General features: G+C 38.1%; 19 protein-coding genes and 2 riboswitches. Of the genes, 9 read left to right on the forward strand and 10 right to left on the reverse strand.

Annotated elements, in window-relative coordinates; all coding sequences use genetic code 11:
* Positions 1 to 399: 399 nt before the first annotated feature.
* Positions 400 to 1170: a 2-keto-4-pentenoate hydratase gene (locus tag CD138_RS11790; RefSeq protein ID WP_019169184.1), complete on the reverse strand. Its 771-nt coding sequence runs from the start codon at positions 1168 to 1170 to the stop codon at positions 400 to 402.
* Between the two features lie 125 nt (positions 1171 to 1295).
* On the opposite strand from CD138_RS11790, the gene nfsA reads away from it, so the two are divergent.
* Together nfsA and CD138_RS11805 are read left to right on the forward strand one after the other, a co-directional pair.
* Positions 1296 to 2051 carry an oxygen-insensitive NADPH nitroreductase gene (nfsA, locus tag CD138_RS11795; protein WP_019169183.1) on the forward strand — a complete coding sequence of 252 codons (756 nt, stop codon included), beginning with the start codon at positions 1296 to 1298 and terminating at the stop codon, positions 2049 to 2051.
* Positions 2052 to 3012: 961 nt separating this feature from the next.
* Positions 3013 to 3342, forward strand: coding sequence for a YxeA family protein (locus CD138_RS11805; RefSeq protein ID WP_019169181.1), 330 nt, complete (start codon positions 3013 to 3015; stop codon positions 3340 to 3342).
* Positions 3343 to 3495: 153 nt separating this feature from the next.
* Here the strand turns inward: CD138_RS11805 and CD138_RS11810 are convergent, their stop codons facing one another.
* From CD138_RS11810 to CD138_RS11830, 5 genes are all read right to left on the reverse strand, one after another.
* Entirely contained in the window at positions 3496 to 4887 is a 1392-nt protein-coding gene (locus tag CD138_RS11810) for an L-cystine transporter (protein ID WP_019169180.1), read from the reverse strand.
* Positions 4888 to 4961: 74 nt separating this feature from the next.
* On the reverse strand, positions 4962 to 6068 hold the full coding sequence (gene thiO / locus CD138_RS11815; RefSeq protein WP_019169179.1) for a glycine oxidase ThiO: 1107 nt from the start codon (positions 6066 to 6068) through the stop codon (positions 4962 to 4964).
* Positions 6069 to 6158: 90 nt separating this feature from the next.
* Positions 6159 to 6261: riboswitch (TPP riboswitch) on the reverse strand.
* An 89-nt stretch (positions 6262 to 6350) separates the two neighbouring features.
* A complete protein-coding gene (locus CD138_RS11820; RefSeq protein ID WP_019169178.1) occupies positions 6351 to 6950 on the reverse strand; it encodes a hypothetical protein in 600 nt (199 codons plus the stop codon).
* 113 nt (positions 6951 to 7063) lie between these two features.
* Positions 7064 to 7738: a hypothetical protein gene (locus tag CD138_RS11825; protein ID WP_019169177.1), complete on the reverse strand. Its 675-nt coding sequence runs from the start codon at positions 7736 to 7738 to the stop codon at positions 7064 to 7066.
* Positions 7739 to 7936: 198 nt separating this feature from the next.
* Positions 7937 to 8359 carry a general stress protein gene (locus CD138_RS11830; RefSeq protein WP_019169176.1) on the reverse strand — a complete coding sequence of 141 codons (423 nt, stop codon included), beginning with the start codon at positions 8357 to 8359 and terminating at the stop codon, positions 7937 to 7939.
* 174 nt (positions 8360 to 8533) lie between these two features.
* A riboswitch (purine riboswitch) is annotated at positions 8534 to 8636 on the forward strand.
* 185 nt (positions 8637 to 8821) lie between these two features.
* On the opposite strand from CD138_RS11830, the gene xpt reads away from it, so the two are divergent.
* The 4 genes from xpt to guaA are packed head-to-tail and all read left to right on the forward strand — an operon-like array spanning position 8822 to position 13739.
* Positions 8822 to 9406: a xanthine phosphoribosyltransferase gene (gene xpt, locus CD138_RS11835; protein ID WP_019169175.1), complete on the forward strand. Its 585-nt coding sequence runs from the start codon at positions 8822 to 8824 to the stop codon at positions 9404 to 9406.
* Positions 9403 to 10671, forward strand: a complete 1269-nt coding sequence (gene pbuX, locus CD138_RS11840; RefSeq protein ID WP_019169174.1) for a xanthine permease PbuX — start codon at positions 9403 to 9405, stop codon at positions 10669 to 10671. Before xpt ends, pbuX begins: the two co-directional genes overlap by 4 nt.
* A gap of 37 nt (positions 10672 to 10708) precedes the next feature.
* A complete protein-coding gene (gene guaB / locus CD138_RS11845; RefSeq protein ID WP_019169173.1) occupies positions 10709 to 12175 on the forward strand; it encodes an IMP dehydrogenase in 1467 nt (488 codons plus the stop codon).
* 22 nt (positions 12176 to 12197) lie between these two features.
* Positions 12198 to 13739, forward strand: coding sequence for a glutamine-hydrolyzing GMP synthase (gene guaA, locus CD138_RS11850; RefSeq protein WP_019169172.1), 1542 nt, complete (start codon positions 12198 to 12200; stop codon positions 13737 to 13739).
* A 104-nt stretch (positions 13740 to 13843) separates the two neighbouring features.
* Here the strand turns inward: guaA and CD138_RS14710 are convergent, their stop codons facing one another.
* Together CD138_RS14710 and CD138_RS14715 are read right to left on the reverse strand one after the other, a co-directional pair.
* Complete coding sequence (locus tag CD138_RS14710; protein WP_241522242.1) at positions 13844 to 14230, reverse strand: NYN domain-containing protein; 387 nt, start codon at positions 14228 to 14230, stop codon at positions 13844 to 13846.
* A 2-nt stretch (positions 14231 to 14232) separates the two neighbouring features.
* Entirely contained in the window at positions 14233 to 14535 is a 303-nt protein-coding gene (locus CD138_RS14715; protein WP_238310441.1) for a PIN domain-containing protein, read from the reverse strand.
* Positions 14536 to 14738: 203 nt separating this feature from the next.
* Between CD138_RS14715 and CD138_RS11860 the strand changes: the two genes are divergently transcribed.
* Positions 14739 to 15218 carry a terminase small subunit gene (locus CD138_RS11860; protein ID WP_026066905.1) on the forward strand — a complete coding sequence of 160 codons (480 nt, stop codon included), beginning with the start codon at positions 14739 to 14741 and terminating at the stop codon, positions 15216 to 15218.
* A 512-nt stretch (positions 15219 to 15730) separates the two neighbouring features.
* On the opposite strand, the gene CD138_RS11865 is transcribed toward CD138_RS11860, so the two are convergent.
* Positions 15731 to 16957 (reverse strand): MDR family MFS transporter, encoded by a 1227-nt coding sequence (locus CD138_RS11865; RefSeq protein ID WP_019169170.1) that lies wholly within the window; start codon positions 16955 to 16957, stop codon positions 15731 to 15733.
* Positions 16958 to 17113: 156 nt separating this feature from the next.
* Here CD138_RS11865 and CD138_RS11870 point away from each other — a divergent pair, with 156 nt between their 5' ends.
* Both CD138_RS11870 and CD138_RS11875 read left to right on the forward strand, forming a co-directional pair.
* Positions 17114 to 17542 (forward strand): hypothetical protein, encoded by a 429-nt coding sequence (locus tag CD138_RS11870; protein ID WP_241522732.1) that lies wholly within the window; start codon positions 17114 to 17116, stop codon positions 17540 to 17542.
* Between the two features lie 64 nt (positions 17543 to 17606).
* On the forward strand, positions 17607 to 18491 hold the full coding sequence (locus tag CD138_RS11875) for a DMT family transporter (protein WP_019169168.1): 885 nt from the start codon (positions 17607 to 17609) through the stop codon (positions 18489 to 18491).
* An 83-nt stretch (positions 18492 to 18574) separates the two neighbouring features.
* On the opposite strand, the gene CD138_RS11880 is transcribed toward CD138_RS11875, so the two are convergent.
* Entirely contained in the window at positions 18575 to 19147 is a 573-nt protein-coding gene (locus tag CD138_RS11880; protein ID WP_019169167.1) for a hypothetical protein, read from the reverse strand.
* Positions 19148 to 19388 lie beyond the last annotated feature (241 nt).

Here is a 19388-nt window from a genome sequence, read left to right on the forward strand (position 1 = left end):
ATATTATGACATGGAACAATCGTTACGTCAAATAAATACAAAATATTATTATAGACTATAAAATAAAGCGCTTTCATAATTAATTTTGATTTTGACGTAATGTATGCAATAATGACTGAATACAGTAAAAACGCCACTTTTTGATCACAATTCAGTCACATTTGGTGATGTTTTAACACATTTTTCTACTTAAAGTAAGGATGATATTACAATTGTTAAATATAATATAAAAAATGGAATTGAGTGACTGAGTAGAATTTTTGAATATCATTTATATGCTTTCATTCTCAATTAAGTAATAGATTGTAAAAGGGGATTTATAATGAAAAAGCATCGTCAAAATAAAAAACGCTACATTTTTCGGTCGTGTTACTTTACCGTAAGATGTAGCGCGTCTCATTATGATTCTATTGTGGCTTGAACTTCACCAATACTGCTATATTCGATGTGATAAGAGCCAGGTTGTGCAGGAATAGGCGTGATAAATGTACCTGATGAAATGACCATGCCTTTCGTTAAGCGCTTGCCATGCGTACTTAATTTTTGTGCCAACCATTGAACCGCCTTTGCAGGATGACCTAAAACGGCTGTGGAATGGCCTGTATGTGTGGCTTCACCGTTATATTTTAAGGTCATTGTAATGTCTCCTAAAGTTTCAACACTGACATTTGCTACAGGTGTGCCCATCACGAGTAACCCTGTTGCAGTGTTGTCAGCAAGTAAGTCTCCTAATGTAAAGTTTGGAAACCAGTCGATGTAGCGTGCATCAGGAATTTCAATCGCAGGCGCAATATGAGATGCAGCGACAATTTCTTCAATTGTAGGCGATGCTGAAAGATCTTCAGTGAGCACAAAGACGAGTTCCGGCTCGATTAACGGTGCGAATAAGTTCGATAAGCTGATGTGCGCTTGAGAATCTTTAACAACATGGCTTAACAATGTGCCATATGCAGGTTCGTGTGTATTGGCATAAGCTTGTGTTTCGGCACTTGTCATACTTACCTTATATCCACGAACGTGACTTTCATGTGCAGTGGCTAATTGATCGACGAGTTGCGCTTGAAGTTCATACCCTTTCACTTCATCAATCTCATGTTCTGGATTGAGAAAGGGGACAGCTGTATGTGTTTGATATGCATTAAAAAGTTGATTAACTAATGGATTGGACATATCCTCACTCCTTTTATCAGAATATTGTTATTATTATGATAAATATTTAAAGGATATAATGCAAGAGGCATGCGTTTTACTAGGGCAAGTGTTACGATAAAGAAAAGGATGTTAGGAGTGTTTTTATGTCAGAATATGTGTATAATTTGGCGAAACGTCATCATTCAGTGCGAAAATTTAAATCAACACCGATTGAACGAAAAACGATAGAAAAGTTAATTGAAGCAGGACAAATGGCATCTACATCAAGCTATTTACAAACGACATCATTTATTGGGGTAGAATCTGTTGAAAAGAAAGAAGCACTGAGAGAAGTCTCAGGTCAGCCTTACGTCGTTGAAAATGGATACTTACTCGTGTATGTGATTGATTACCATCGCCATCAACTCGTGAACGAAAAAATGAATGCAGACATGGAAGCAAGTTTTGAATCGGCGGAAGGGCTATTAGTCGGTACAGTGGACGCTGCCTTAGCTGCTCAAAACATTGCATTGACTGCAGAAGATATGGGTTACGGTATTGTATATCTCGGTTCATTGCGTAACGATGTCCAACGTGTACGCGAAATTTTAAATTTACCTGAACATGTCTTCCCATTGTTTGGTATGGCCATTGGTGAACCAGCAGATGATGAAAATGGCACGCCGAAACCACGTCTCCCGTTATCACATGTTTTCCATGTGGATACGTACAACCAAGATGATGCTGAATTGTCTCAACAAATTGAAGCTTACGATCAAACTGTTTCTGAATATTATCAAGAACGCACACAAGGTAAACGTGATGAAACTTGGTCTGATCAAATTGCTGGCTTTATGAGTAGTAAGCAGCGATTAGAGATGAATGATTGGTTGCAAATGTCAGGGTTTAATAAAAAATAAGTTGAACAGTGAAATGAGGCAGGGGCATAAAATTTTTTGATGCAATTGATGCGGTATCTTATTTATCTTCCCCTTCTTAAGGTTTGACGTTTTCGATTGCCCCAAGGCTTCGCGTTTCCTAGGGGCTGGCCCTTCAACTAACTAACGCTTTCATTTAAAGATGTGGTAGCGTTAGTGGATTTTGGGAGCAGTACAGAAATCTCATGTACAACAAAGATTTCGTAGTACTGCCCCCGCAAGGCTGACTAGACTTCTCAAAAGATTATGCATTGAGAAGTCAGACAGCTACTGCGATAAACAGTAGCCATCATCAAAATTAAATGAAATTATTTTGTTTTCAACTTCATCCCTCAGGAGTCTCAGCCTTCTGGCAATCTTTTTTCAATTACAGGAAGGTAAGGGGGCAAGTTTCTGAAATAAAATAACTCAATAGCAACCAATTTTTACATCAATTTCATTTTCACTTTTTGACTGTTTTATCATCACTAATAGATGATACGTCTATGAGTGGTATAGAGGCAGGGACATTATGTAATGTTCTGAGCCTCTTTTTTTACGTTGCACAGTATTTCGCTGTTTATGAATGTTGATAACATGACAAGTTTTCGCACACTTCATCTCATTAGAAAAGGCTGTGAAAAATTTTTACCTATTAAACATAGAAATAAGTTGTGTTTTAAATTTAATTTAATTAAGATTAAAGTGTATAGAAATAATGAAATGTTTTTATGTTGTGAAAGCGAGCAAGAACTGTTTTGAAGGTGAGTCATGAAGTGGATGAAACATTTATGAGATATCATCACGCGCATGTGAATAATCCTATTTTTAATGTCGTTATAGTTCATAAAGCGTACCAAAGCGATATTTGGCGTGATTTTGCTATTTCAATTCGTCATTCAATGGGCTTACATCCAGTCTTTGGAAAACAATTTAATACATTGATGAGGGGGCTTACATATAGATGAAAAATGTACTGATGTCGATTGCAGCTATCTTAATTGTATGTAGTTTATTTTTAGCTTTTGTACGTATTCCGTATGTCGATTACTTTAATCCGTTTTTGAAAAAGGAGACGGCTTATGCAGTGGTACCATTAGGAACACAGACGTATGTGGATATTCAAGCCTACGAGGAATCGGGGGAACCACTCAAATATCGCTTGAATTTCGGTGGCTATGATGCCCAGTCTGATCATGTAAAAATGATTCACAAAGGTGCATACGTCTTTCACATAGAATATATTCATGATTTTTCAAAGTGGCCTAAAAAGGTGAAGGTGAAAAATGAATGAATTAAAAGTGTAACGATTCAAAAGGGCGAGCGTACGATAAAATACATTCAAGAAGCGTAAAGACACTTTCCAAACAATAAGAAAACGGCAAACATCATGAAAGGATAAAACCTTTGATGACACTTGCCGTTTTTTGTATTGCTACACAATCGTCTAATGCTGTGCTGTTAATTCGTCCATATGGTTTGAATGGAAAATATCTTCATCGAGTTGTTTTGTTAGTTTTGCAGTGCCAGTTCCCGCTAAGATAGAGTCATTCACATTGAGTGCTGTACGACCCATATCAATCAGTGGTTCGACTGAAATTAAGACACCCGCAAGACCAACCGGTAAGTTCAATGCAGATAAGACAAGGATTGAGGCGAACGTTGCACCGCCACCAACACCTGCGACACCGAATGAACTTAATACAACGACGATAATGACTGTTACGATGAACTGTAAATTCACTTCAACACCTGCGACAGGCGCGACCATAATCGCAAGCATGGCAGGGTAAATTCCCGCACAGCCATTTTGTCCGATAGACAGTCCGAATGAGCCCGAGAAGTTTGCGATCGCTTGTGGGACACCGAGACGATTCGTTTGTGCTTGAACATTTAAAGGCAATGTACCAGCACTTGAACGTGAAGTGAACGCGAATAAAATAACTTCAGCTGTCTTTTTCACATATTGAACTGGGTTGACCCCAATAACTGCTAAAATAATCAAGTGAATGATGTACATTGTAATCAGTGCAGCATAAGACGCAATGACGAATTTACCGAGTGTCCAGATTGCAGCAAAGTCACTCGTTGCAATCGTGTTAATCATAATCGCCAAAATCCCATAAGGTGTTAGACGCAATACAAATGTGACGATTGCCATCACAAGTGCATAAACGGCGTCAATACCACGTTTTAAAGTTTGACCACTTTCAGGCTGTTTACGCGCGACACGTAAAAATGCAAAGCCTACAAATGCGGCAAAAATCACGACTGCAATGGTAGAAGTTGCACGTGCACCTGTGAAATCTAAAAATGGATTTGATGGTAACAATTCTAAAATTTGTGTTGGTAAAGTTGTCGCGGTCAACCCTTTCGCTTTATCAGCAATTTCGGCGCTACGAGCATTTTCTGCTTGGCCTAAGTCAATACTAGAGGCATCTAAATTGAATGCCAATGCATAGATGATACCGACAATTGCGGCAATCGTCACTGTACCAATGAGAAACATGAAGATTAAGCTGCCCATTTTCGCAAACTTTTCTCCAATATCAATTTTCGTAAATGCTGCGACAATAGAAACAAAAATAAGTGGAATGACAATCATTTGTAGTAATGCAATATACCCATTCCCAATTAAGCCGACCCAATCTGTTGTTTGTGTCGTCACTTGACCTTCTACACCATAAATGAGATGGAGTAGGAGACCTAATACAATCCCTAAACCTAGCGCAAAGAACACGCGTTTTGGAAATTTGACGTGTTTTTTAGCCATCACCCACAGGCTCATCAAGGCAAGAAGAAAAATAATTAAGTTAATAATAATTAAAAATACAGACATAGATACGCTTCCTTTTTAATTCCGACTTCTATAATAGGATAATAGTAAGGGAACGTAAAATCAAGATATATTTTTTATATTTGCTTGATTTGAGGTTTGAATGAATGGAGTTGTGCACGTGCATTTGCGTCTCCATCAACGAGCTGCGCCATCAATAGTCCGGCAATCGGTGACAGTAAAATCCCATTCCGATAATGACCCGTCGTGACGAAAAGTTGTGGCGCGACTTCTCCCATAAGAGGTACTTCATCTTCAGTGATGGGACGAATACCTGTCCAAGTTTTAATGACATGGTGCGATTGCAATGCGGGAATCATGTTCAAGCTTTCTCGATCAAGCCAAGCCAGATTGTCAGCGTTATTCTCAGTTTCCCAACAATCATAATCGGACGTAGCACCAATTAAGAAGCGATTTGGACGTTTGGGAACGATATAGCAACCGTTCATATTAAAAATGGTTTCTTTTAGACCGCTGTAATCAGACGCAATGAGTTTAACATCACCTTTGACGGGATGTGTCGGTAATTCGAAACCTAATTGTTGTAGTAACGTGCCACTCCACGCACCTGCTGCAATAATGAGTTCGTCTGCATCAAACGTGCCTTTTGACGTCTCAACGCGATAACCGTGCTCTAAATGTTGAAGCGTGTGCACTTCGGTGTGGGTCATCAATTCGATATGAGAGCGTTTCGTCACTGAGGCAATGAGCGCTTGGGTGTAAATATTCGCATTAATTTGGCCGTCGTCTTGAATTTTAAACGCGGCACTTTGTGATGGATCAAGATGGGGGAACCGTCGAGTCAATTGTTGTGTCGACAGTTGGGTCACAGTGTGGTCATGATGGTGTAAAAACTGGAATTGTTGATGCACTGCTTGAACATCTTGTTGTTCGGAAGCGACTTTGATGAGCCCGTATTGTTGATATTCTATGTTGATGCCTGTTTCTCGTTCAAGTGCTTGAGCTAATTCAGGCATCATCGCACGACTTTTCATGGCGAGTCGATAAAGTGGGGTGTCTTCAAAAAATTCATTTTGTGCGCCTAACATGCCACCCGCTGCATAAGATGCGTTCATTCGTGGGGTGGAACGATCAATGATACGGATATGACGATGTTTGGCATCAAGTTGGCGTGCAATAGATAATCCCATGACACCTGCACCAATAATCAGTGTTTGTTTCATAAAAAAAGACCTCCTGCATAAAAGGATGCAAGAGGAATGCATATATGATTGAAATAATGTGATGATACACCATTAACCTTGAGACTATTTCGTCGTCATATTGCGCTTCCCTTCGTTGGTTCTAACCACGTCAGGTTCAAAGAGTTAAGATATCATCTTTCTCAGCTCACCTCGAGCACCCCTAGCTTATGATTTTTTAATAATGATTCATGATACAACTTGAACGGATGTCAAATTGAAACGTGACATCTTTTACATGACTTAGCCTATCATAGATTTTATTTAACCACCAAATAGACGTTGGAAAAACCCTTTTTTCTCATTGCGTTGGATTGTTTCCGCAAGCTCTTGATGTTCTTTCGTTTGTGTTTCAATCGTTTCTTGTGTTTTTGACAATTGCTCAGTTTGTTGTTGCTGTGCAGTAGTCAACGCTTCAAGAGACTTGTTGTTCGTTTCCAATTCTGTATGTAACTTCTGTTGTAATGCTTTTAATTCTTCTTGTTGTTGATGCACTTGTGAGACCATTTGACCTAACATTTGACGTTCTTCACGCATTTGATTAATTTCATGACGTAATTCTTGAATTAATTGTGGGACTTGTTGGTCAGCAGGTAATTGTTGATCATTGTCTTTAACGATGACTTGTAAAAAGTCTTTTTCTTTTTCGAGCGCTTCGAAAGCAAGTTCGTAACTGTTCGTTTGTGCAACACGTTCAGCAATTTCTTGGAAGAGTTCGATATCTTCTTCTTGAAAGTCTGTCGCTTCACGCCCACGATATTCAGTCTTGTTTAAATGATAACCGCGTTCTTCAAGATGTTGTACAATTTTACGGACTTGTTTTTCACTCAGCTCAGAGCGTTGAGCAAATTCTTTTGTTAGCATATGCCATTAGGTCCTTTCTCTCATGTTTTTAGACTGTCGGTAGTGTGCGTTCAGTGACCCTTCAGTCTTACCTCTATATCATTGTAACGGCTTTAACGGTTGATTTCAAGGGCTTAGGCATAAGGTTCTTTGCGTAAATCCATTTTAACGAGTAACGGATAAATCACATGTCTTGGGATCCGGTTCGCAAAAACGTATTTAATAATATAGGCAGATTTAATGCTCGTGCCGTAAATATCTTTCGTTAGAGGAATATTCGCTTTAATATACAACTCCATCGGTACGGGTTTGCCCTTGCGATTCAATGAGGGTTGTAAATAGGTAATCTCATTTTGTTTTTCATAACCGTGTTGCATTAAAAAGCGACGACGGAATGCAATTTTATCAGCCGTTTCCGTGTCCACATCGTGCGATTCAAATGTCGACTCGAACATGAAGAAATTCACATCTCGACCGTGGAGTTGATTAGAAAGCTGATTCACATCTTTTTCGATTTGCTCAAGGGTGGTTTTAAGATACTGTTCACAATTATCACCGGGCTGACTCAAGAGATAGACTAAAAAGCCTACATTGGTTGTGGCTTCGTAATGCGCTGTCGCAAAACTGACAACTTCATCGTTTTCTATACCTACGAGAAATACGAAATCATGTTGTGTTTTTTCAGTTTTTAAGGATTGTTCAAATACGGATTCGTCTTCTGTTACGAGGGGGTCTAGTTTATCCATATAAAATTCTAATGCTGGGACATACCATTGATCTTGAGTTGATTGAATATGTACAAAATGCATGTCACTTCACCTCTCTTAATGGCTTTAGTATAGCATATATAGAGAAAGAAATAGCACAATTAACGGGTAGATTGGAAGGTCAAACTACAGAAATAAAAAATTCACCCAAGACTTGATCCTTTCAATACAGCAGCGTGTATGAAAGTTAAATGAAATCTTGGATGAAGTCATCATGACTATAAGAAATACGTGAGATGATTACTCAATCTCACCGTGATGTTCAGATGGTGCATGTTTATCTTGTTGTCGTTGGTCCGCGACATTGTTGTTTTCATATTCATCTTGTTTGTATTTTAGGTCTTGAACCATCACCACGATTTTGTTATTTAAAAGGTCTTGCTTCAGATCTTCTTTTTGTTTTTCAGTGAAATCAAATTTTGCTAATGCAGCTTCTTCGCCGTCTTCACCAATGAAAAAGCGCATGAATTTCTCACTAATCGTGCCAGTCGTTGTTTTATGTTGAATTTGAGAATCATGAAAGCGATCCGTGTTCAGTTTGTCTTTGCTTAATACGACGATTTGGTTTTCTTCAATACCTTCTTTTAATAATTGATCTACAAATTGAACTGCTTCATCTTCACTGCGTTTAATTTCACATTTTGAGATTTTATAAAGTGTCATACTAGGAACCTCCCGCTCATGTTTTATGTGTATCTACCCGTATTATTCAAGTGTTAAACGGTTACATTATTATTATGGCCTTTACAATGTGAATAAGCAAGAATTTACATAAAGTTCTGAAAACATTTGATTTAGGACGATAGTATTGCGCAACCACCTTAAATTTGCTATCATCATGTAATAATTTATCACGCTCATATAATCTGAAGAATACGGCTTTAGAAGTTTCTACCATGTTGCCTTAAACGACATGACTATGAGTAATGGGACATCTATGTAATATGTAACGCGCTGTATCAATGCCTATCTATGTACGGTATCCATATTCTCCGCACATCACTACAATAGGGCTTTAGACGTGACATAGTGCCACTTTACAATTGTATGACTCTTACTCGTATACCTGAAACGCTATTCTTTAGTTTTGGGTTTTTTTGATATCTTTTTCGAGGAGGAATTGGAGTGGACGCATTGAGAAGAAAGGTCATTGAAGATGGCGTCGTGATTGATGAAAAGATTCTTAAAGTTGACGGATTTTTAAACCACCAAATTGATGCAGCTTTGATGTACGATATTGGTCAAACCTTTTATGAACAGTTTGTAGATCAAGGTGTGACAAAAATTCTGACTATTGAGGCATCGGGCATTGCACCCGCAATCATGGCCGCGCATCGTTTTGATGTACCTTGTCTATTTGCCAAAAAAGCGAAGCCAAGCACGTTAAATGCAGGCTATTACCAAACAGATGTGCACTCGTTTACTAAGAACAAAACGAATACAGTCATCGTTTCGGAAGAGTTTTTGTCTGCTGATGACAAAGTGTTAATTATTGATGACTTTTTAGCGAACGGTGAAGCAGCATTAGGGCTACATCGTTTAGTTGAACAAGCTGGCGCAACAACAGTCGGCGTGGGTATTTTAGTGGAGAAAAGTTTCCAACAAGGCCGCTCACGTTTAGAAGAAGCAGGCTTAACGGTGTCATCATTATGCCAAGTCGCTTCATTAACAGGTAACAAAGTGACATTAGTAGGAGATACAGAATCATGAAGCGATTTTTATTAAGTTTACAACATTTACTCGCAATGTATGCAGATGCCATTCTTGTCCCTATAATAGTAGGAACAAGTTTGAACTTTACACCTGAACAAATTGCTTACTTAGTGACAGTGGATATTTTTATGTGTGGGGTTGCGACGTTCCTTCAAGTTTATCGCGGTATCGGCATTGGGTTGCCAGTCGTATTAGGATGTACCTTTACAGCAGTTGCACCAATGATTTTAATCGGCCAAACGAAAGGGATTGACGTGTTATACGGCTCACTCTTTCTATCAGGACTATTGGTCATTGTCATCGCACCGTTTTTCGCATCATTAGTTAAATTGTTCCCGCCAGTCGTGACGGGGAGTGTGGTGACCATCATTGGGATTACATTAATGCCCGTTGCAATGAATTATTTAGCAGGGGGACAGGGCGCAAAAGATTACGGTGATCCGAAACATATTTTACTTGGTTTTGCGACACTCGTGATGATTTTACTGTTACAGCGTTTTGCAAAAGGATTTTTAAAGTCGATTGCGATTTTACTTGGTTTAGTTTTCGGTACGATTTTAGCAAGTGTATTTGGTCTCGTTGATGTTGCACAAGTCGGGCAAGCGAACTGGTTTGAACTACCGAAACCATTCAGATTCACAGGCTTTTCTTTTGATGTCGGTGCAACGATCGTCTTTTTCATCGTCGCATTAGTCAGCTTAATCGAATCTACAGGTGTGTATCATGCCTTGAGCAAGATTACAGGAAAAGAACTCGAGCGTAAAGATTTCAGAAAAGGTTATATGGCTGAAGGGATTGCGATTACATTAGGTTCAATTTTTAACGCCTTTCCTTATACGGCTTATTCTCAAAATGTTGGTTTAGTGTCGTTATCAGGTGTTAAAAAGAATGATGTCATTTACGGCATGGTGATTTTACTCGTCATTTGTGGCTGTATTCCGAAACTTGGGGCACTAGCGAATATTATTCCATTATCTGTACTTGGTGGCGCAATGCTTGCCATGTTTGGTATGGTGATGGCATATGGTGTACGTATTCTGATTGATATTAACTTTAAAAACCAAAACAACTTATTAATCATTGCGATTTCAGTTGGTTTAGGCGCAGGCATTACGGCAGTACCAGAAGCTTTCAAAGGTCTTGGCGATCAATTCGCATGGTTTACACAAAATGGTATCGTGTTAGGTACGGTGTCAGCAATTATCTTGAATTTATTTTTTAATGGTATAAACTATCAACAAAACAAAGAAAATGTGAAATAATAATAGGTATAAAAATGAATGGAGGCTGTCAATAGTTATGTGGGAAAACAAGTTTGTAAAAGAAGCACTCACTTTTGATGATGTACTTTTAATCCCAGCAGAATCAAATGTGTTACCGAAAGAAGTCGACTTAAGTGTAGAATTATCAGACAAAATCAAGTTAAACATCCCTGTAGTTTCAGCGGGTATGGACACAGTAACAGAGTCTAAAATGGCGATTGCAATGGCAAGACAAGGTGGCTTAGGTGTGATTCATAAAAATATGAGCATCGAACGCCAAGCAGACGAAGTACAAAAAGTTAAACGTTCAGAAAATGGTGTCATCACAGATCCATTCTTCCTTACACCAGAAGAAAGTGTTTATGAAGCAGAAGCATTAATGGGCAAATACCGTATTTCAGGTGTGCCTATCGTCGACGATAAAACATCACGTAAACTTGTTGGTATCCTGACAAACCGTGACTTGAGATTTATTGAAGACTTTTCAATTAAAATTTCTGATGTCATGACAAAAGAAGATTTAGTCACAGCTCCAGTTGGTACAACATTACAAGAAGCGGAAGAAATTTTACAAGCACACAAAATTGAAAAATTACCGCTTGTTGAAGATGGTGTCTTACAAGGATTAATTACAATTAAAGACATTGAAAAAGTACACGAATACCCATACTCAGCTAAAGATGCACACGGTCGTTTACTTGTAGCTGCAGCGATTGGTATTGCGAAAGATACAGATATCCGTGCACAAAAATTAGTCGAAGCAGGTGTGGATGCATTGGTCATCGATACAGCACACGGTCACTCACAAGGCGTGATCAATCAAGTGCGTGCGATTAAAGAAAAATACCCTGAAATTACAGTCATTGCTGGTAACGTAGCGACAGCATCAGGAACAAAAGCATTGTTCGAAGCAGGTGCAGACGTTGTTAAAGTCGGTATCGGACCAGGTTCAATCTGTACAACACGTGTCGTTGCAGGTGTGGGTGTCCCTCAAATCACAGCGATTTATGATTGTGCGACAGAAGCACGCAATCACGGTAAAACCATTATTGCAGACGGTGGTATTAAATTCTCAGGCGATATCGTGAAAGCATTAGCAGCAGGTGGCTACGCAGTGATGTTAGGTAGCTTGCTTGCAGGTACTGAAGAAAGCCCAGGTATGGTAGAAATGTTCCAAGGCCGTCAATATAAAGTATACCGCGGTATGGGTTCATTAGGTGCGATGGAAAGTGGTTCAAACGACCGTTATTTCCAAGAAGACAAAACACCTAAAAAATACGTGCCAGAAGGTGTAGAAGGCCGTATCGACTACAAAGGACCATTAGCTGATACAATTTATCAACTTATCGGTGGTGTGAAGAGTGGTATGGGTTACACAGGCTCAGCCAACTTGAAAGCATTACGCGATGAAGCACAATTTACAAAAATGAGTGCAGCAGGTTTAGCAGAAAGTCACCCACATGATGTTCAAATTACTAAAGAGTCACCGAACTACTCATTCTAATTGATAAAGGAGTACACAGAGTATGGAAATGGCAAAAGAACAAGAGTTAATTCTTGTCCTCGATTTTGGTAGTCAATACAACCAATTAATTACACGTCGTATTCGTGAAATGGGCGTATACAGTGAGTTACATGACCACGAGATTTCAATTGAAGAAATTAAAAAGATGAATCCAAAAGGTATCATTTTATCAGGTGGACCAAACTCAGTATATGCAGACGATGCGTTTACGATTGACCCTGAAATTTACAACTTAGGCGTACCGGTATTAGGTATTTGTTATGGCATGCAACTGACAACTAAAATATTAGGCGGTAGAGTGGAACGTGCGAACCAACGTGAATATGGTAAAGCAATCATCAACGCCAAATCAGATGAACTCTTTTTCGGTTTACCAGAAGAGCAAACGGTTTGGATGAGCCATTCAGATAAAGTCATCGAAATTCCAGAAGGCTTCGAAGTGATTGCAGACAGCCCAAGCACACAGTACGCTGCGATTGAAGATAAAAAACGTCGTATCTATGGCGTACAATTCCACCCAGAAGTCCGTCACACAGAGTATGGTAATGACATTTTACGTAACTTCGTGCGCCGCGTTTGTGAATGTACAGGCGAATGGACGATGGAAAACTTTATCGACATCGAAATCGAAAAAATTCGTGAAAAAGTCGGCGATCGTCGCGTCCTTTGTGCAATGAGCGGTGGCGTTGATTCATCAGTGGTTGCTGTATTATTACACAAAGCGATTGGTGATCAGTTGACATGTATCTTTGTAGACCACGGTTTATTACGTAAAGGTGAAGGCGACATGGTGATGGAACAGTTCGCGGAAGGTTTCAACATGAACATTATCCGTGTGAACGCGAAAGACCGTTTCATGTCTAAGCTAGAAGGCGTTTCAGATCCAGAGAAGAAACGTAAAATTATCGGTAACGAATTTGTTTACGTATTCGACGACGAAGCATCAAAATTACAAGGTGTCGATTTCTTAGCGCAAGGGACACTTTACACAGATGTGATTGAATCCGGTACGAAAACAGCACAAACAATTAAGTCACATCATAACGTAGGTGGCTTACCTGAAGATATGGAATTCGAATTAATTGAACCGATCAACACATTATTTAAAGATGAAGTCCGTGCATTAGGTATCGAACTCGGTATTCCTGAACATTTAGTATGGAGACAACCTTTCCCAGGACCAGGTTTAGGTATCCGTGTCTTAGGTGAAATTACAGAAGACAAATTGGAAATCGTTCGTGAATCAGATGCCATCTTACGTGAAGTGATTCGTGAAGAAGGCTTAGAGCGTGAAATTTGGCAATACTTCACTGTGTTACCAGACATCCGTTCAGTAGGTGTTATGGGCGACTACCGTACGTATGATTACACAGTCGGTATCCGTGCAGTCACATCTATCGACGGTATGACAAGTGACTTTGCCCGCATCGATTGGGAAGTCTTACAAAAAATCTCAACACGTATCGTCAATGAAGTCGATCACGTGAACAGAGTCGTGTATGACATCACATCAAAACCCCCAAGTACCATAGAATGGGAATAATATAAAATGAAGAAACCTCTTAGGCATAGGCTTAAGAGGTTGTTTTTATGATTTTTAAATTAAAAAAAGGGCAGAAAAAGGAAAAGTGTGAGGAAAAGTAGTTATTATTTATCTTTTTTTGATTGCCAATTTCTATTTATGTATTTTTCGTCACATGTCCTACGCCCATCAATATGTAACGAAAGACTATCTCTTATATCTGCACCTAGCGAATCGAGTACGAAGTCGATTCCTTCGGTTCTCGCTAACTTTGCAGCAGGTACAAAGTCACTATCTCCTGCGATTAAAACGATTTTATCTACTAGCTTTTTATAAGATAAGGTGGCAATATCTAACCCGATTTTCATGTCCACACCTTTTTGAACTAATGATAATGCAAAGTCCTTCTCGTCTAATTCATTTATTTCTTTACTGCCATTCATTAATTTTTTAGTGCTAGTATGTTTGAGATTATAATGCACAGTAGCCTCGTTTAACTCTCCTAATCTCAATGCTACTTTACGTTTTTTTGATATCTCTTAAAAAAATCTTCGGTCCATTGCTTTGTTTCGCTTTTAGTAAAGTCGATATTCGTTTGTTTTAATGGGTGGAATACTTGTTTATCAATAGGCGGACAATCATAGTAAAAAATTCTATATAAGTCTGCATATACTTCTGTTCCAAAATGTGTTTCTTTTAAATGTCGATTACAGTATTTATATAACTCATCTGCTCTTTCTTTTGCTGTAACTTTTCCAAATACATTTTGACTTCTTTTTCGATAGTATCCTCCATCGACTAGTACGGCTATTTTCATCAATAATTTCCCCTTACAATAAAAATTCATACAAAAAACCCATGATTTCGCTCATCCCCTTATGGTGGGGTGTCTACTCTCATGGGTTGCGTTAACTTATTTATAGATGAATATTAGCACCTTTAATGATAAGAGTCAACAATTTATCTCCCAACCATTTCTAATTTATTCATCATATCTTTGTCCATTTGCTCAGTTACATGATGGACAAATTAACGCCTAAACAAGAACGTTTTGGGAATGAGTATATTAAGACACTTAACATTACTCAAAGAGCTATAAAAGCAGGATATAGCCCGAATAGTGCACACGTAACAGGCAGTAGACTATTACGACAAGAGAAAGTGGACGAATATATTAAAGGTAAAAAAGATGAGATTATTGACGATACTACTTTATCAACAAAAGAAACATTGTATCTTTTAACACAATCTGCAATAGGTGATGAGATGGAAACTAAGGAGGTTGTCATTAAGAAAAGTTCATTTGAGCGTAATCCAGACACTGGACGTATGAACCTTGTATATAACGAATATGTAGAAACCGTTGATGTACCAATGAAGCCAAGTGACCGTTTAAAAGCTCGTGATCTATTTGGAAGATACCATAGCATATTTACTGATAAGGTGGATGTAAATATGACAATACCTCCATCCATTGTATATGCTTTTTATAAAACTTAAATAGTTGATAATATAAAAGTATTGAATTTAAGAAAGGTCTTCTCATTAATTAGATTTGCTTTGAGAAAATAAGGTGAATTTAATGCTAATAACGAATAGATATTTTGTATATTGTTATATTTATACTAAGGAAATAAACAATGTGCTTAAAGGCTCTATATCGAAAGGTGTAGTGTTGAGTCTTTATATGAATTTTCAAATCAAATTATTAAAGCTGTAGATTACTATATAGATAAGGTGAAAAAGCACTTCATATTGAAAGTAAATCACTTTCATGATATATCTCGTTCACAAAAATAAAACCCATGATTTCATCCACGCCCTACATATTTGACTTGCTTGCGATCATGAGTTGTGCTAAATTATTTTTAGACAATAGTATTTCGCTTTTGATTGTCAGTAACCACGCAATTATTTTTCCTATTCTCTCATGAGTTTTAGTTAATGAAATTTTCAGTGCATTAAAACCTCAGCGACGCAATTCATTCTCGCGATGATTGTATATACTCCTTTTAAACGGAACGCTGCTGAAACCTCCCATAAATCGCTTTATAGATGCAATAAGCGCCAATACTCAAGATGATAAGCATGTAAACCGCCATTCCCCAAGATGTTAAAAATACGCCTAATAATATACCAAAACGAGCCATAAGTTCAGATAAGTTAAAGCCTAATGAGTTAAAAGCGGAGTAGGTTCCCCGTTTATCTTCCGGTATCATTTTAAAGCGATTGACATCAAAAATAGGGACGTAAATGATTTCCCCAATCGTTGCGACAATCATGAATACAATCAGTAAATAAAAGTGATTCAAATAGGTGACATTCGCATAACCGACGACATACATAATCATACCGTACAACAGAATATACTTTTGATTGTACGGTATAGTCCATTTAGAAATGATGTATGTACAGGAAATAACAATGACAGTGTTCACAATCATCAATATCGAATACATTTTGACGCCATCGATGTTTAACTGCGCAATATGAATCGGATTGAAGCTCTCTTTCAACCGAATTGCGATGTATGATGATGCCGATAACTCGCCCATCATCAAAATACTAAAGCCGAGTGTCATTAAAATAAACCGGCGATCTTTCAATACGCTTTCATAACTTTTAATGATTCGAATCGGGTGAATGGTAGTGATATTTTTAGAAAAGCGACGGTCATCTTTAGGGAGCCATTTCCACAGTGCACCAAAGACAGCGAAAAATATAAAAAACGCTAGGAATAATAGTGTCGCTTTATAGTTATGGTATAAAAGCCCACCTATTAATGCGCCGAATGCAGTTGCCACGTTCGTCAGCCAATAATCGATTTTATAAATGAAATTTTCGTTATCAGGTGTGATGGCATCCATGATAATAGTGTCCATTGCAGGATATTGCAGTCCCCAAACAATGTTGTATATCGCGTAACAAATACAAAATAAAGCGATACTTTGGTGTGTGTTCGTCATGATTAACGCCATGAATAAGAGCATTGTGCCCATTATACTTTGATAGAGAAGTACAGCTTTCTTTTTAGGAAAAGTTTCGATAAGATGTCCGCCTACTATGGACACTGGAAAGTTTGCGATGACGAGTAATGTCAAAAAGATACCCGCAAATTTGGGGTTCGCTAAGTCGCTTAAATATAATGCAATAAAGGGTAAAAATGCCATTGTAATGAGTTCTTGAAAAAAGTTGCTGATCAGTCGTACACGTAAAGTGATACTTAATTTTTGCCACATTGTTATTTATCTCCCATATCCCCATTGATACGTTTATTGTAGCGTGTAATTGAAAGGTTTTCAAAAAGGGCTGACAATGATGCGCCTTTAAAATGATGAGAGGATACAATCAACCCAACCTAAAATTCAGAAAATAACGACAACAAGAAAGAAGGAATGACATTGAATGCATATGAAATCACTTTAAAGGATAATGCTTTTAAATATAATCACGTTGCAGTAACGTTTAATTTGGAATCCGTAGTAGAGGATGAAGGTGAGAAAATATTTAATTTCAAAGTGAAAAGTACGTTCGACAATCAAAGTGTTTCTACAGATTTAGCGCCATTTGAAAGTGATCTGCAACAACTGCAGCAATTAGAGTTTAAAACGGGTATGACAGACATTTCGTTTTTAGAACCAGATCTTTATTTCACTGTGATTCCGCTTGAGGACGGCGAGATGGTACTTTATGTGCACTATGATTCGGGCATGCTATACTCCAATATAGGTACAGATGCAGGGGTAGCGGTTAAACTGAATGTCACCCAACGTGCTTTTCAGTCATTTATTAGAGAATTGACTGGGCTTGTTAAATTAAGTTAAAAATTTAACCTTACCAAAGCGAAGTACCTCTTGGAATGGATTAAAGAAATATAGGAGTGGGACGATGAATGCTGCGATGTATATTTTTTGTATGTTGATTTGGGGTCTTAATTTTATAGCGGTTAAAATACAAGGGGAAAGTGTCAGCTTAGAAGTGGCACTCCTTTATCGCTCTGTGATTGCATTCGTTTTATTCAGTGTGTTGCTATGGGTACTACGTCAACGTGTTGCGCTAAATAATGTGAATGTGTTAACAGTGATAGGCTTCGGTCTTTGCAATTTTACTGTGAGTTATTTGTTGCTCTATTACGGGACGTTTTATAGTACAGCAGCTATTGTGACGCTCATTTTTTCAATGAAGTCTATTTTGACGCCTGTTCTCATCAGCATTGTATTTAAAAAACCTATCGCTCCTAAAATTTATATCGGAGGATTTTTAGGGGTTCTCAGCGTCATTGTCATTTTGTATCCTGATTTGAACCATTTGTCTAGCGCGTTCATTATGGGGATAGTGATGGCAATGTTTGGCACAATCATCACTTCTGTGGGGGATGTCTTGTCGTTGTTCAATAGTAACAGAGGGACGCACCCAGTTCTTGCAAATACGTTAGGCATGCTGGGAGCAGTTCTATTTTTACTATTTTATACATTAATCCGAGGTCAACAGTATACTGTTCCTACAGACGTGAATTTTTGGATAGGCCTGCTCTATTTATCGGTTTTAGCATCTTTTCTTGCGTGGCTATTTTATTTGAAATTGATTAAAAATATCGGCGCTTCGGAGAGTAGTTATATGGTGGCAATGTTTCCAGCTATTGGTGGGCTTGCGAGTGTATTATTAGGTGAGTCCAAGTTGAGTATCAGTTTGGTTTTAGGGATTGTTTTAGCTTGTTTAGGTGCTTATTTAGCATTAAGGAAAAAAGACGTATCAAACCATTACCCACACTGAATGTATGAAAAAACCATTGTCTCTCATCCAAGGCAATGGTTTTGTGTTCTATGAATTTTGAAAAATGAAGGTCATGCTTTGTTTTACAATGATAGAAAAGGGTTTGCTTTGAGAAATGCTTCGGTTGACGCTTTTTCTCGCCATTGATCGACTAATGCCCCTTCGACATGACAAATGAAGCGACCATCGACCATTAAATATGCGCCGTCTTCGGAACCTTCACCGACTATCGCGACGTCTTGATGTGTTTTTTTAAAGTGACTATGTAAAAAGGCTTTCATTTCATTGAATGCGGTAATGTAATCGTGTGTTTCTTCATTTGGAATGCTGTAAGCACCGACTTTTGTTTCTCCAGGTACGAGGCCTGTTGTATCAGACAGGACCGCAATAGGATAGTAAACCGCAACAATGTCGCCTTCATCAGGTGAGAATGCATAGCGACTTAAAATATATTGACTGTTTTGCCAGTGTACCTCTTGATAATCGGATAAGTCCGCATATTCTAGATAATACGTTTCGAACTGAGCCTCTTCTACTGTTTCTGTATGTCGCTTCATTCCTTCCACTGCCACTAGCCATGATTTCACGTCTGCTTCTGTTTTGAAAATACCTACGACTTGTCGCGTATCATATTGCTGTAATTCTAATAAATACATCACGCATCGCCTGCTTTCGATAATTTGTCTCTCTATGATGATTGTATCTGTTCAAAGGGATGCATTCAAAGAGAAATGTGCTGTGATGGTTTGCGTTTTAACCGAAAATTATTATGTCCGAAAACCTATAAACTAGGAAAGTAATAAATTTAATTTCTAGTTAATATTCAGTTAATATCATTTGCCCCTTTAATGTATTAAATTTAATTAGTATTCAATATATTCTAGGTGAGGTTAATAA

Source organism: Staphylococcus intermedius NCTC 11048, from assembly GCF_002902385.1.
GTDB lineage: Bacteria > Bacillota > Bacilli > Staphylococcales > Staphylococcaceae > Staphylococcus > Staphylococcus intermedius.